Below are 13,229 nucleotides of genomic sequence, written 5' to 3' on the forward strand. Positions count from 1 at the left end.
TTTGGATTTGGGTGGTGGTGTTTGTTTTAGAATAATTTTTTATCAAAAATATGCTTTTCTTTGAGATATTTAACTATAAATAAGCATGTTATTGAAAAAAACACAATATGAAATCGATCACCTTGTGTGCAAGAAACTCCTGAAACAACTATTGTATACAGTATATATAAAGCCATTAAAGTATAAACCGTGTTTGTTGTGTAGTACTTTTTTGTAAAATATAATGCGAGTAAAAATCCAGCAATGGTTAAAAATCTATTTTGGTATTTGGATAAAAAAATAAAAATTTGTTGCACGGTATTATGATAAGCATTCTGGTTTACATTGGAGTAAATTATAATACTTCCGCTCGCCGATTTTGTGTTGTCTATAATATTAGACAAATAGGCTTTTGCTAGATTTGACTTGTTTGATGTAAGTTGCTCTAAAAAATCATGCAAAGCATATTGTTTTTGTTGAGAAAATGTAAGTGTTTCCATTGTATGAGCTCTTTTATTGTAAGCCTCATCAAAACTGATATTTTCTTTGTAAGCTGTGGCTTTAGCTCCCAGATAGTTGTAATACGTAACGCCATCTATATAAGAAACGGTATAGTTCCCAAATTGTTTTTTCATCAATATATTTTGGCATATAAGAGAAAATACACCCAATAATATAAAAAATATATACGGAGATTTTAAATTATTCCATATCGTTTTAGAATAATACAATAAAACGAAGAAACTGAAAAAAGTTATACTGGGTTTGATTAAAATTAAGAGTAATAAAATACAAATTGCTAGCGATAAATAGTAAAATTTTTGTTTGATATTGTATTGATCGATTAGAAAAAAAGAAAGCAAAGACAAAAAAGTAAATATGTTTTCGGTAAGTAAATGAAAGTTAAGTAATGCAATACCAAAAAAGGTATAATAACACAGCGATAAAAGAAAGGCTGTTTTATTGTTTACATATTTTTTTACAAAACTAAACAGTAAAATGGCTGTACCAATCCACGAAAAAACATTCATATAAAAACTAAACTGATATACAGATGCATCATCTCCTCCAAATAAATACGGAATTCCAGAAATAATTGCCATAAACAAAGGTCGGTAGTAATGAACTTTGTGCTCAAAATACCACATTCTTGCAGATTCTCTGTAATTATCAGAATCGGGAAAAATATAACTTTGGCTGTCTATTTGAAGTATTTTCATTAAAAAAATAATCCAAATTATTCCGCACAAAGCTAACAGAAACTGATACTTACCTTTTTTTGTTACAAAATTCATGATTATCAATGATGTATTAGATGAATAGGCAAACAAAAATACCTCTTCTTTTTGTTGTTTTTTTATAAATGTTTACAGAATTTTGAAAACTTATTTTTTTAGCTATTACTATGGACACAATACATTATATAAGTTCTGAATTACTTACTTTAGAAAAAATTCAAGAAATTTTATTAGAACATAAAACACTTGCTCTTTCAGACGAAGCAAAAGTAAATATTCAAAAATGCAGAACTTATCTCGACCAAACTATGGCTTCACATCAAGAGCCAATTTATGGAATAAATACAGGTTTTGGGTCGCTGTGTAATGTAAAAATATCTTCTGAAAAATTAACACTTTTACAAGAAAATTTAGTAAAATCGCATGCTTGTGGTACAGGCGATGAAGTTCCACAAGAAATTGTAAAACTCATGCTTTTACTCAAAATTCAAAGCTTGAGTTATGGTCATTCGGGAGTACAATTGTGTACTGTAGAACGTTTGATTGATTTTTACAACCATAGTATTTTACCAGTAGTATATACGCAAGGTTCGCTTGGTGCTAGTGGCGATTTGGCTCCTTTGGCACACTTATCTTTACCTCTTATTGGTGAGGGTGAAGTGTATTTTAATAATAGTAAATGTAGCTCGGCCGAAATGCTTAAACATTTTAATTGGGAGCCTATTACTTTGCAGTCAAAAGAAGGTCTTGCTTTACTTAATGGCACCCAATTTATGAGTTCTTATGGTTGTTACATTTTGCTAAATGCTATGAAATATATGTATTTGGCCGATGTAATTTCTGCTATATCACTAGAAGGATTTGATGGTAGAATTGAACCTTTTAATGAACTTATTCATTATGTACGTCCGCACAAGGGTCAAATTAATACAGCACAGCACATACAAGAATTACTTAAAGACAGCCAAATACTAAATCAACCTAAAAAACATGTACAAGATCCTTACTCGTTTCGATGTATTCCGCAAGTGCATGGCGCCTCCAAAGATGCTTTAGACTATGTAAAAAAAGTATTTAAAACAGAGATTAATTCGGTAACCGATAATCCAAATATTTTTGTTGAAAATGATACTATCATTTCTGGTGGTAATTTTCATGGGCAACCTTTGGCATTAGCATTAGACTTTTTGGCTATCGCTCTTGCAGAAATTGGAAATATATCAGAAAGAAGAACTTACCAGCTTATATCTGGTTTGAGAGAGCTTCCGCCATTTTTGGTAAAAAACCCTGGGTTAAATTCTGGTTTTATGATTCCGCAATATACAGCGGCAAGTATTGTAAGTCAAAACAAGCAACTAGCAAGCCCTGCAAGTGTAGATAGTATTGTATCGAGCAACGGACAAGAAGACCATGTGAGTATGGGGGCAAATGCCGCTACAAAATGTTTAAAAGTGTTGGAAAATCTAGAACGCATTTTGGCTATCGAACTTATGAATGCAGCGCAAGCTATAGAGTATAGAAGACCTTTACAATCGAGCGATTTTATTGAAATGTTTTTAAAATCTTACCGTACAGAAGTTTCTTTTGTAGAAGAAGATCGTATTTTGCATTACGACATAGAAAAATCGGTTTCGTTTTTAAAAAGTTTTGTAATTGATCTAGAAAATTAGTATTCAGCAACTATTTTTTCTATTCTTTTATCTGGAATAAGCCATAGTAAAGCAACTATTGTGTAAATAATTCCTGAAATAAAAGGTAAAGAATATGCCAATAAAATCCCGAGGGTATATAATAGTAACGATATTTTTCCTTTACTATCGTTACCTACGGCTTTTGCTAATAATGATTCTTTTCCGTGAGCGTGTATTATATGGTATTGCAAAACAGTATATACCAAGGCATTGCATAGCAAAACAATACCATATAACATCATAGGTGCATTGCTAAAATTATTATCTCCTGCCCAAGCTGTTACAAAAGGAATTAAAGATAACCAAAATAATAAATGAAGATTACTCCATAAAATTGCACCAGTAACCTTTTTTACAGTTTGCAACATGTGGTGATGGTTATTCCAATAAATACCCACATAAATAAAACTTAAAATGTAAGCTAAAAATTTTGGAAAAAGCTTTTCTAAATTAAAAAAAGAGGAACCCTCTGGTACTTTGAGTTCCAAAACCATAATGGTTATAATAATGGCCAAAACTCCATCGCTAAAAGCTTCTAGTCTCGATTTATTCATTTTTACTATCGTAATATTAAGTCGGTTATTACTTGTTTCCCCATTTCATCATTAAGCATATCAATAATTTTTTGTTTGCCCATAGACAATTCTTCTCTTACAACTGCCGAAGAAAGTTTTACATACAACGTTGAGTTTTTTAAAACTACTTCTTGAGTGTAACTTTTAATTCCGTTGCCGAGTAAATTATACCAAGCCTCTTGTATAGAAACACGATCTATTCCTTTTTGTAAATTATTGGTTTCTATAAACATTTTTAAAACCTCAGAAATAGAATTTTCGTTGCTGGTTCTTTTTGCCATACATGCTAAAATTATTTTAGAGAAAAAAGTTTTGCTTTTTTATACTGATATTCTATATCATCTTTATTTTTAACAACCAAAACACTATCTTCAATTTTAACCAACTCTTCTTTCCATTTGCCATACGAAGTAGTATAAAGCATATAATACACTCCTTTTTCTGCCTGAATAGAAAGATTTTCTTTTATACCATTTGTGGTACAAGTTCCATTTAATTGAGGCATTACTTTTTGGCGAAATCCATTATTGTTCTTTACCAAAAAATAATCTATAGTTTCATTAATCTTATATTCTTTGTAAGAACCGTCGGGCAATATTACTTTTTGTATTTCCCAATATCCATTTAACTTTGAAATATCGCTTGGATTTATTTTTTGTTTACAAGAATAAAGTACGAGTATACTTAAAAAAACAAATGAAAAGACTTTAATTTTTTTCATAAATAGTTGATTGTGTGTTGATTTTTTTAAAATCAATCTTATTTCTATTAAAATTTAAAATTACAACTTATTTTATGTAATTGAATTAAACCTTTTCATAAATTTAATGTCCTATACTAAACTTATCAATACATGAATAAAATTATTGCCTTTTTTGCCCTAACGCTACTTGTTGGATGCAACACAGAAAATGTTGATACTACACCTACAAATCCTACCGAAGAAGCCATGTATTTTCCACCCAACGATGGTAATGTTGTATGGGAAACCAAAAGTTTATCGAGCTTAGGTTGGCATAGCAATGCCGTTCAACCTCTTGTAGACTATTTAACCCTAAAAAATACTAAATCATTCATGATTTTGGTAAATGGTAGAATTGTAATGGAATATTACTTAAATGGTCATACAGCAACTACGCCTTGGTATTGGGCAAGTGCAGGAAAAACACTAACAGCCACAGTTACAGGTATCGCTCAAGATGAAGGCATAATCAATATAAACAATAAAGTTTCTACCTATTTGGGTACAGGCTGGACAAGTGCTCCTTTAGCTAAAGAAAACATGATAACTTGTAAACATTTATTAACGATGACTTCTGGGCTCGACGATAGTCTTGGAGATGATGTTTCGCCTGCCAACCTTCAATACAAAGCAGATGCTGGAACAAGATGGGCATACCATAATGTGTATGTAAAACTACAAGATGTTATTGCACAAGCAAGCGGACAAACATGGACTACCTATTTTAATAACAAACTACGTGATAAAATAGGTATGACTGGTGGAGCTTGGATACAACAAGACGGCTTAAGTGTATACTGGAGTACTACTAGAAACATGGCCCGATTTGGCTTACTAGCTTTAAACAAAGGTAAATGGAATAATACTACTGTAGTTAGTGAAATTTATTTTACTGATGCTACAAATACCTCTCAAAATATTAACTTAGCTTATGGTTATTTATGGTGGCTTAATGGAAAAACTAGCTTCCATTTACCACAATCTCAATTTGAATTTCCAGGAACTTTAATTCCAAATGCTCCAAGCGATATGTATGCAGCATTAGGAAAAAATGATCAAAAAATTTATGTTGTTCCAAGCAAAAAAATGGTTGTAATTCGTATGGGAGATGCCGCAGATTCTGTAAATATGGCGCTTTCTGATTTTGATAATGTGCTTTGGCAAAAAATTAATGCTTTGTATCAATAATATTTTTTAGCAAACAAAACAAGTTAAAACTAAAAAAGTACTCTATTTTATTTCAAACAAAAACAAATACTTGATTACTTAAAATATGCTAATGATTTTAAACTGTATCTTATTTTCTAAACTTAGCATTTAATAGCTTTTTAAGTCCAAACAATATCAGTATAAAACCTATTATTTGAAATAGCATAGCGATGTCTTTGAACTTTAGTTCAATAATTTTGGAAACAACAATTATAGCTACTGCAATTGCTAATATTAAAAATGGAGATCCGCTCTTAAAGAAATTTATTATATTTTTCATGCATCAAATTATTTAAAAAAGCTGTCTACAAATTCATACTTATTAAACACTTGTAAGTCGTTTATTCCTTCGCCTACTCCAATATATTTTACAGGAATTTGAAATTGATCTGATATTCCAATAACAACGCCTCCCTTTGCAGTGCCATCAAGTTTGGTAACTGCCAAGCATGACACTTCTGTAGCTGCTGTAAATTGTTTAGCTTGCTCAAAAGCATTTTGCCCCGTAGAACCATCAAGTACTAATAATACATCATGTGGAGCATCTGGAATTACTTTTTGCATTACTTTTTTTACTTTTGATAGCTCATTCATTAAGCCTACTTTATTGTGCAAGCGTCCTGCTGTGTCAATAATTACAACATCGGCATTTTGAGCTACGGCACTTTGTAGTGTATCAAAAGCTACCGAGGCTGGGTCGCTTCCCATTTGTTGTTTTACAATAGAAACTCCTACTCTATCTGCCCATATTTGTAACTGATCTATAGCGGCTGCTCTAAAAGTATCTGCTGCACCAAGTACTACATTATAGCCTGCGTTTTTAAATTGATGAGCCAATTTACCAATAGTTGTGGTTTTCCCTACTCCATTTACACCTACTACCATAATAACATAGGGTTTGGTAGTGCTAGGTACTATAAATTCTGATTCTTCTCCAGAATTTGTTTCAGATAATAAAGCGGCTATTTCTTCTCTAAGTATGGCATTGAGTTCATCTGTGCCTAAGTATTTATCTTTAGAAACACGTTCTTCTATACGCTCTATTATTTTTAATGTTGTGTTTACACCTACATCTGAAGAAACCAACACTTCCTCTAGATTATCCAAAACCTCATCATCTACTTTAGATTTTCCGGCAACAGCTTTGGTAAGCTTTGAGAAAAATGATGTTTTGGTTTTTTCTAAGCCTTGGTCGAGTGTTTGTTTTGCCTCTTGGCTAAGTTTTGAGTCGTTTTTTTGGTTTGAAAACAGTTTTTTAAAAAAACTCATATTGTATTCTTTTAGTGTTTATTTTTAACCCCGATTGAAGCGGTATCCTTTTATGGTTTTGACAAAAACTATAAAAGATATAGCGAAAAGCGGGAATAGGGTTTACTAAAATGCCTATAGTGATGTTACAAATATATAAAATAAAAAAGCTACCTTCAAACGAAAGTAGCTTTGATATATTGTAATGGATGAATTATTTCTTTTTTAAATATTCATCTACCTCTTCTGGAGCCATAATGCTTTCAACAAAAGTATAAGCACCTGTTTTTGGTGATTTTACCATTTTGATTGCTTTAGTCAATCTTTTTGAAGCGGTTTGTAAAGTTGCTACGGTTTTCTTTGCCATGACTAATGTGTTTTACTGGAAACTTTTAGTATAAAAAGTTTCTAAATTATTTAATTTCTTTGTGAACAGTCATTCTCTTTAAGATTGGGTTGAATTTTTTCAACTCAAGTCTATCTGGAGTATTTTTTTTGTTCTTTTTGGTGATATAACGTGAAGTACCTGGCATACCTGATTCTTTATGCTCTGTACATTCTAAAATAACCTGAATTCTATTACCTTTTTTTGCCATTGTAAATGTATTTTAAACGGTTTAGATTTATATAAATCCGTTTGCTTTAGCATCTTTTAATACCGCAGCAATTCCTTTTTTGTTTATTGTTTTGATTGTAGATGCAGCTACTCTAAGAGTAATCCATCTGTCTTCTTCAGGAAGATAAAAACGTTTTTTAACTAAATTTACAGAAAACTTTCTTTTAGTTTTGTTCATTGCGTGAGAAACATTGTTTCCTACCATCGCTCTTTTACCTGTAAGGGCACAAACTCTTGACATTATACTCTTCGTTTAATTGTTTTTGAAAATCAGGGTGCAAAGAAACAAAAAAGAAACATTAGTAGCAAATTATTTTAGATATTTTTTAAAATTTCTTTTTGCAACATTTCTAAACCTTTGTTTGAGGCTCTATTGATTACTTTTTCTCTAGGTTCGCCAAGTTCAAATTTTTCGGAAATACAGCCATTTGGTGTCGCTATGGCAATGTAAACAGTGCCTACTTTCTCATTGGTTTCTCCTGCTGTTGGGCCAGCATTTCCTGTGGTTGCTATGGCATAATCTGTTTGAAAGAGTTTTTGTGCACCCAGCGCCATTTGTTCTGCTACTGCTGCACTTACTACTGAATGAGTCTCTATCATTTCGGGTAATACACCTAATATTTTAATTTTTGTTTCTGTGGCATAGCTCACTACCGAACCTTTAAAATATGATGAACTTCCTGCTACCGAAGTAACTAATTCTGATATTTTACCGCCTGTACAACTCTCTGCTAGAGCTAGCGTTTTATTTGCTTTGTTTAAAAGTTTACCTACTACAACTTCCAATGTTTCGTTTTCGTCGTAACCGACAATAATATCGCCTATTATTTGAGATAATGCTTGTACTTGACGTGCAATTTCATCTTCTAATATTTGAGCGTTTTCACCTCGAGCTGTTAGGCGTAAACGCACACGACCAGGCGCTGGTAAATAGGCTAATTTAATAAAGCTAGGCAAATTGTTTTCCCACGCTTCTATACGCTCTGCCACCAAACTTTCTCCTTGTCCATAAGTAAGTATTGTTTTGTGTAGTATATATGGTCTTTTGTATTCTGTAACTAGTTTGGGTACAATTACTTCTTCTACCAAATACTTCATTTCATAAGGAACACCAGGTAAAGAAACATAAATTGTGTTTTCTTTTTGCATCCACATTCCAGGTGCAGTACCTACTTTGTTAAACAAAACTTGACACTTAGATGGCACTAATGCCTGATCTCTATTCATTTGGTTGATAGGTCTTTTAAAAAAGTTTTCTATCAAATGGGTTACATGTGCCAAGACTTCTCTATTCTCTATTAAAGTATCGTCAAAGTATTCGCAAAATGTTTTTTTAGTAATATCGTCTTTTGTAGGCCCCAAACCGCCTGTTATGAGTACTAAATCTACCTTGTTTTGAAGCTTTGAAAAGGTGCTTAAAATGTGTTGTTTATCGTCGCTTATAGACAACATTTCGTGTGTTTGCACTCCTATTTTATCAAGTGCTTTTGCTATAAATCCTGAATTGGTATCTACTATTTGACCAATAAGAATTTCATCTCCTATGGTTACAATTGCTGCTTTCAAGTACAAATTGGTATTATAAATTGAAATCTTTTTTTATTTCTTTAACGGCTTTTTCTACTTGTGTTTTTATGCTTTCAAAAGTAGCTTCTATTTCTTTTTTCTTGCCTTCTCGCTTAGCCCAAGCTTCTACTTCTAGAATTTCTTGATGCGCTACGGTCATGCCTAATAAATCAAATGTTGGTTTTATTTTGTGCGAATAGCTGTAGGCTTGGTGATAATCTTTATTTTTTATTCCCAATTCTATTTGCTTAACATCTTGTGGCACTTCAGTTACAAACAAACTGGTTACTTGTAGTGCAAATTCATTATCATTGCCAGACAAAGCATAAACTTTTGATAAATTGTAGTTTAAAGCCATTATTTTACATTTATCTTAAACATTTTTTTACCTTCTAAAAAACCTTCGAGCACATCATTTTCTTCTACTTTACCAACGCCTTGCGGTGTACCTGTAAATATAATATCGCCTGTACGTAAAGTAAAATATTGCGAAACATGAGCTATTATTTGATCTATATTCCAAAGCATTAAATTGGTGTTCCCTTTTTGTACTGTACTACCATTTTTTTGCAATTCAAAAGTACAATTTTCCAAAGAATTTATACTCGATTTAGGTAAAAAATCACCTATTACTGCGGCACCGTCAAATGCTTTTGCTTTTTCCCAAGGTAACCCTTTTTCTTTAAGTTTGGTTTGCAAATCACGAGCGGTAAAATCTATACCCAAACCTATTTCATCATAATATTTATGCGCAAATTTTTCATCTATGTACTTCCCTACTTTGTTAATCTTTACCAATACTTCTACTTCATGGTGTACATCGTTTGAAAATTCTGGAATAACAAATGGAAATTGTTTTGGTAATACCGCTGTATCGGGTTTTAAAAAAATAACGGGTTCGCTAGGTCGTTCGTTTTGCAATTCCGAAATATGATCGGCATAATTACGTCCTATACAAATAATTTTCATTGTTTTTGTTGGTTTTTCAAAGGTCTATTTTGTACTCAATTTTCTAAGCTTAATAGCTGTAAGGACTTTTTTGGTATATAAAGGAAAATCGGCATTTTGTATCCAACCAAAATAGCCTGGTTCTTTTTCAAAAATATCTTCTACCAAAGCTCCTTTGTGTTTGCCAAATGTAAAAATTTCTTGTCCTTTATCATTAAATGCTATAAAACCTGCAAAATCTACCGATTTTTTGCGTGTAGTAAATTCTGACAACGATTTCATATCATTCTCCAAATCGGAATAACGATCTAATTGAGCTTTCAAAATTTCGTAGGTTGCCATAGTATCTGCCTCGGCACTATGAGCATTTTCTAAACTTTGATTGCAATAAAATTTATACGCAGCACTAAGTGTTCGTTCTTCTTTTTTATGAAATATAGTTTGAATATCTACAGAAACTCTATTTTTCATATCAAAATCTACTCCTGCTCGCAAGAGTTCTTCTGCCAAAAGCGGAATATCAAAACGATCTGAATTAAACCCTGCCAAATCGGAATCTTTAATCATAGTATGAACAAGTGGTGCTAACTCAGAAAATGTAGGTTCGTTGGCAACTTGTTCATTGGTTATTCCATGCACAGCAGTGGTTTGCGGTGGTATGGGTATGGTTGGGTTTACAAGCCATGTTTTGCTTTCTTTGTTTCCGTTGGGATAGACTTTAAAAATTGAAATTTCAACAATACGGTCTTTTGTAATATCGATTCCTGTAGTTTCTAAATCGAAAAAACAAATAGGGCGGTGTAATTTTAGTTCCATTATTATTTCTTTAAAACTAAAAAACCATATAAGAACAGGATAAGAATACTTATTTGTGCCTATATGGTCTTTGTTGTTTTTATTTATTTTTTATACTTCTCTATTAATATCCCAAGCTTCTAGATAATCTGCAACTCGTTTTACAAACATACCTCCCAAAGCTCCATCTACAACACGGTGGTCGTAGCTGTGAGAGAGAAACATTTTTTGACGAATTCCAATAAAATCACCTTCTGGAGTTTCTATAACAGCTGGCACTTTACGAATAGCTCCCAAAGCTAAGATACCCACTTGTGGTTGATTGATTATAGGTGTGCCGAACACCGAACCAAATGTTCCTACATTGGTTACTGTATAAGTTCCTCCTTGTGTATCGTCTGGCTTTAATTTTCCTGCTTTTGCTCGGTTGCCCAAATCGTTTACAGCTTTTGCCATTCCTACCAAATTTAACTGATCTGCATTTTTAATAACAGGTACTATTAAATTTCCGTTTGGCAAAGCGGCTGCCATACCCAAATTGATTGCTTTTTTCTTGATAATATAATCGCCTTCTACCGAAATATTCATCATTGGGAAATCTTTTAATGCCTTGGCAACAGCTTCCATGAATATTGGAGTGAATGTTAATTTTTCGCCTTCACGTTTTTCAAAAGTATTTTTAACTTTGTCTCTCCATTTTACAATATTAGTAACATCTACCTCTACAAACGACTGCACATGAGCCGAAGTTTGTACCGATTCTACCATATATTTAGAAATAAGCTTGCGCATTCTATCCATTTCTATAATTTCATCGGCTCCATTTACAGAAACAGGAATTTCTTGAGATGTAGGCTGTAGGTTTTGAGTTGTAGCTTTTGGCGCTTCAACTGTGGTAGTTGTAACAGATTGCGGAGTAGATTTTCTGTTTTCAACAAATTTTAAAATATCGTCTTTAGTAACACGACCGTCTTTTCCTGTGCCTTGAATTGCATCTAATTCTTGTGCAGATACACCTTCTTGTTGAGCAATATTTTTTACTAATGGTGAAAAGAATTTATCACTTGTTGAAAAATCTACAGGTGCAACCGATTCTTTGGCAACCTCAACCGTTTTGGCAATTTCTTGAACGGCTACTGGTGATATTTCGACTACTTTTTGAGTTTCTACACTGGCTCCTCCTTCGGTTTCAATAATAGCAATGGTTTGCCCCACTTTTACTACATCGTCTTTACCAAAAAGTTGTTCTACCAAAACGCCCGAAACTTCGCTAGGTACCTCGCTATCTACTTTGTCGGTAGCTATTTCAAGTACAGCTTCGTCTTGCTCTATTCTATCGCCTACATTTTTAAGCCAGTTGGTAATGGTTGCCTCTGCAACACTTTCTCCCATTTTGGGTAGCTTTAATTCAAATTTTGCCATATTGATAACCTAATGTTGTGTTTTCTAATTTGGATTGCAAAAATACTAAAATAATAGAGTTTTTTTATTTTTTTAGCAAATTATTATTTTCCCTAAATCGTTTGCGTTGTTGCTTCCTATTATATAATTACTACTAGCAATATAGTTTTTAAAAATAATATTTTGAGCTTTGTGTTGTTGCATAAAAGCTATAATTTCTGCAAAAGAAAAATAGGTTGTATCAAAAATTAGCTCGTAGCGTAACTTATTGTTTGTAAAGGCTTCCAATGAATTTAAAATTTCTGCATTTGGTATTTTTGAAAAATAAATATCTTTTGTAAAAACTATTGTTTTTTGCACTTTAAAATCAATGTTTTTTTGTTTAGATTGTTTTGATAAAGCAAATACAAACGAACCTGCTTTCATCATCACATCAAAGACTAATGATTTTTTAAAATGTTTTTTATAAAAATAATTCATCGCTTCTTGAAATCGATGCAAATATTTTTGGTCTCTCACTGTGCTTTCTCCTTTGTAATGAATTACCGCTGTATCTGCAAAATAATAATTTTTGTAGCCTTTTTGCTGTATGGTGTAACTTAAATCGATATCGTCTGAATACATAAAACAATTTTCATCAAAACCACCTACTTCAAGATATAAACTTTTTTTAAGAACCATAAAAGCTCCAACTAAAATATCTACTTCACCCGTTTGATTTTCGGATAAATGCTGTGCATAGTATTTCCCAAAAACATTTGAAATTTTATACAATCCAAAAACCTTTGTAAAAGCCACCCAAGGCGTTGGTACACCACGCTTACTTTCGGGCAAAAAATTACCCTTTCCATCAATAAGTTTACAACCTATTATTCCAGCTGATAGCTGATGGTTTTTAGCTAATAGCTTTTTAAAAGTATCTTCGGCAACAACAGTATCGGGATTTAAAATGCAAACATATTCGCCTTTGGCTTGAGCAACCCCAATGTTATTTCCTTTAGGAAAACCCAAATTTTCTTTATTTTCAATAAGTTTTACTTCAGGAAAAAGTTGTCGTACCATCTGGCAACTATCATCTATTGAATGGTTATCAACTACGATAATTTCGCCATCAATAGTTTGCAATGCTTTTTGCACACTAGTAATGCATTGCTCTAAAAAGTAGCGTACATTGTAGTTGAGTATTATTACTGAAAGTTGCATTTTATTTTAACTCATTGG

At 32.3% G+C, this 13,229-nt stretch carries 16 protein-coding genes; 2 read left to right on the forward strand and 14 right to left on the reverse strand.

Features of this window, described 5'->3' with window-relative positions; translation table 11 throughout:
- Positions 1–26 precede the first annotated feature (26 nt).
- The gene (locus Q361_RS07155) at positions 27–1,274 is read right to left on the reverse strand and encodes a hypothetical protein (protein ID WP_103726042.1); all 1,248 of its coding nucleotides are present in this window, start codon (positions 1,272–1,274) and stop codon (positions 27–29) included.
- Between the two features lie 110 nt (positions 1,275–1,384).
- Here Q361_RS07155 and hutH point away from each other — a divergent pair, with 110 nt between their 5' ends.
- Positions 1,385–2,887 carry a histidine ammonia-lyase gene (hutH, locus tag Q361_RS07160; RefSeq protein ID WP_103726043.1) on the forward strand — a complete coding sequence of 501 codons (1,503 nt, stop codon included), beginning with the start codon at positions 1,385–1,387 and terminating at the stop codon, positions 2,885–2,887.
- On the opposite strand, the gene Q361_RS07165 is transcribed toward hutH, so the two are convergent.
- Genes Q361_RS07165 through Q361_RS07175 form a run of 3 tightly spaced genes read right to left on the reverse strand, consistent with a single transcriptional unit; the run spans position 2,884 to position 4,204 of the window.
- Positions 2,884–3,462 (reverse strand): TMEM175 family protein, encoded by a 579-nt coding sequence (locus Q361_RS07165; RefSeq protein WP_103726044.1) that lies wholly within the window; start codon positions 3,460–3,462, stop codon positions 2,884–2,886. The genes hutH and Q361_RS07165 overlap by 4 nt on opposite strands.
- A gap of 5 nt (positions 3,463–3,467) precedes the next feature.
- Complete coding sequence (locus tag Q361_RS07170) at positions 3,468–3,764, reverse strand: DUF721 domain-containing protein (RefSeq protein ID WP_103726045.1); 297 nt, start codon at positions 3,762–3,764, stop codon at positions 3,468–3,470.
- An 11-nt stretch (positions 3,765–3,775) separates the two neighbouring features.
- The gene (locus Q361_RS07175; protein ID WP_103726046.1) at positions 3,776–4,204 is read right to left on the reverse strand and encodes a hypothetical protein; all 429 of its coding nucleotides are present in this window, start codon (positions 4,202–4,204) and stop codon (positions 3,776–3,778) included.
- Positions 4,205–4,336: 132 nt separating this feature from the next.
- Here Q361_RS07175 and Q361_RS07180 point away from each other — a divergent pair, with 132 nt between their 5' ends.
- Positions 4,337–5,413: a serine hydrolase domain-containing protein gene (locus Q361_RS07180; RefSeq protein WP_103726047.1), complete on the forward strand. Its 1,077-nt coding sequence runs from the start codon at positions 4,337–4,339 to the stop codon at positions 5,411–5,413.
- Positions 5,414–5,722: 309 nt separating this feature from the next.
- Here Q361_RS07180 and ftsY read toward each other — a convergent pair whose 3' ends face one another.
- From ftsY to Q361_RS07235, 10 genes are all read right to left on the reverse strand, one after another.
- A complete protein-coding gene (ftsY, locus tag Q361_RS07190; RefSeq protein WP_103726049.1) occupies positions 5,723–6,703 on the reverse strand; it encodes a signal recognition particle-docking protein FtsY in 981 nt (326 codons plus the stop codon).
- A gap of 193 nt (positions 6,704–6,896) precedes the next feature.
- Positions 6,897–7,049 (reverse strand): DUF4295 domain-containing protein, encoded by a 153-nt coding sequence (locus tag Q361_RS07195; RefSeq protein WP_103726050.1) that lies wholly within the window; start codon positions 7,047–7,049, stop codon positions 6,897–6,899.
- A gap of 46 nt (positions 7,050–7,095) precedes the next feature.
- On the reverse strand, positions 7,096–7,278 hold the full coding sequence (gene rpmG / locus Q361_RS07200; RefSeq protein WP_103726051.1) for a 50S ribosomal protein L33: 183 nt from the start codon (positions 7,276–7,278) through the stop codon (positions 7,096–7,098).
- 27 nt (positions 7,279–7,305) lie between these two features.
- On the reverse strand, positions 7,306–7,539 hold the full coding sequence (gene rpmB / locus Q361_RS07205; protein WP_103726052.1) for a 50S ribosomal protein L28: 234 nt from the start codon (positions 7,537–7,539) through the stop codon (positions 7,306–7,308).
- 74 nt (positions 7,540–7,613) lie between these two features.
- On the reverse strand, positions 7,614–8,864 hold the full coding sequence (locus Q361_RS07210; protein WP_103726053.1) for a CinA family nicotinamide mononucleotide deamidase-related protein: 1,251 nt from the start codon (positions 8,862–8,864) through the stop codon (positions 7,614–7,616).
- Positions 8,865–8,877: 13 nt separating this feature from the next.
- Positions 8,878–9,222 (reverse strand): Hpt domain-containing protein, encoded by a 345-nt coding sequence (locus tag Q361_RS07215; RefSeq protein WP_103726054.1) that lies wholly within the window; start codon positions 9,220–9,222, stop codon positions 8,878–8,880.
- Positions 9,222–9,833, reverse strand: coding sequence for a fumarylacetoacetate hydrolase family protein (locus Q361_RS07220; RefSeq protein WP_103726055.1), 612 nt, complete (start codon positions 9,831–9,833; stop codon positions 9,222–9,224). The genes Q361_RS07215 and Q361_RS07220 overlap by 1 nt, the downstream gene beginning before the upstream one ends.
- 24 nt (positions 9,834–9,857) lie before the next feature.
- Positions 9,858–10,628: a 3'-5' exonuclease gene (locus tag Q361_RS07225; RefSeq protein WP_103726056.1), complete on the reverse strand. Its 771-nt coding sequence runs from the start codon at positions 10,626–10,628 to the stop codon at positions 9,858–9,860.
- Between the two features lie 90 nt (positions 10,629–10,718).
- On the reverse strand, positions 10,719–12,029 hold the full coding sequence (locus Q361_RS07230; RefSeq protein ID WP_103726057.1) for a dihydrolipoamide acetyltransferase family protein: 1,311 nt from the start codon (positions 12,027–12,029) through the stop codon (positions 10,719–10,721).
- Between the two features lie 72 nt (positions 12,030–12,101).
- Positions 12,102–13,211, reverse strand: coding sequence for a glycosyltransferase family 2 protein (locus tag Q361_RS07235; protein ID WP_103726058.1), 1,110 nt, complete (start codon positions 13,209–13,211; stop codon positions 12,102–12,104).
- Positions 13,212–13,229 lie beyond the last annotated feature (18 nt).

The organism is Flavobacterium croceum DSM 17960 (assembly GCF_002917885.1).
Lineage (GTDB): Bacteria > Bacteroidota > Bacteroidia > Flavobacteriales > Flavobacteriaceae > Flavobacterium > Flavobacterium croceum.

Bases quoted from the DNA above. Each gene is read 5' to 3' on its own strand.
- Q361_RS07215 (WP_103726054.1), bottom strand. From the start codon at position 9,222: ATGGCTTTAAACTACAATTTATCAAAAGTTTATGCTTTGTCTGGCAAT.
- ftsY (WP_103726049.1), bottom strand. From the start codon at position 6,703: ATGAGTTTTTTTAAAAAACTGTTTTCAAACCAAAAAAACGACTCAAAA.
- Q361_RS07225 (WP_103726056.1), bottom strand. From the start codon at position 10,628: ATGGAACTAAAATTACACCGCCCTATTTGTTTTTTCGATTTAGAAACT.
- Q361_RS07180 (WP_103726047.1), top strand. From the start codon at position 4,337: ATGAATAAAATTATTGCCTTTTTTGCCCTAACGCTACTTGTTGGATGC.
- Q361_RS07175 (WP_103726046.1), bottom strand. From the start codon at position 4,204: ATGAAAAAAATTAAAGTCTTTTCATTTGTTTTTTTAAGTATACTCGTA.
- Q361_RS07155 (WP_103726042.1), bottom strand. From the start codon at position 1,274: ATGAATTTTGTAACAAAAAAAGGTAAGTATCAGTTTCTGTTAGCTTTG.
- Q361_RS07235 (WP_103726058.1), bottom strand. From the start codon at position 13,211: ATGCAACTTTCAGTAATAATACTCAACTACAATGTACGCTACTTTTTA.
- rpmB (WP_103726052.1), bottom strand. From the start codon at position 7,539: ATGTCAAGAGTTTGTGCCCTTACAGGTAAAAGAGCGATGGTAGGAAAC.
- rpmG (WP_103726051.1), bottom strand. From the start codon at position 7,278: ATGGCAAAAAAAGGTAATAGAATTCAGGTTATTTTAGAATGTACAGAG.
- Q361_RS07195 (WP_103726050.1), bottom strand. From the start codon at position 7,049: ATGGCAAAGAAAACCGTAGCAACTTTACAAACCGCTTCAAAAAGATTG.
- Q361_RS07230 (WP_103726057.1), bottom strand. From the start codon at position 12,029: ATGGCAAAATTTGAATTAAAGCTACCCAAAATGGGAGAAAGTGTTGCA.
- hutH (WP_103726043.1), top strand. From the start codon at position 1,385: ATGGACACAATACATTATATAAGTTCTGAATTACTTACTTTAGAAAAA.
- Q361_RS07165 (WP_103726044.1), bottom strand. From the start codon at position 3,462: ATGAATAAATCGAGACTAGAAGCTTTTAGCGATGGAGTTTTGGCCATT.
- Q361_RS07170 (WP_103726045.1), bottom strand. From the start codon at position 3,764: ATGGCAAAAAGAACCAGCAACGAAAATTCTATTTCTGAGGTTTTAAAA.
- Q361_RS07220 (WP_103726055.1), bottom strand. From the start codon at position 9,833: ATGAAAATTATTTGTATAGGACGTAATTATGCCGATCATATTTCGGAA.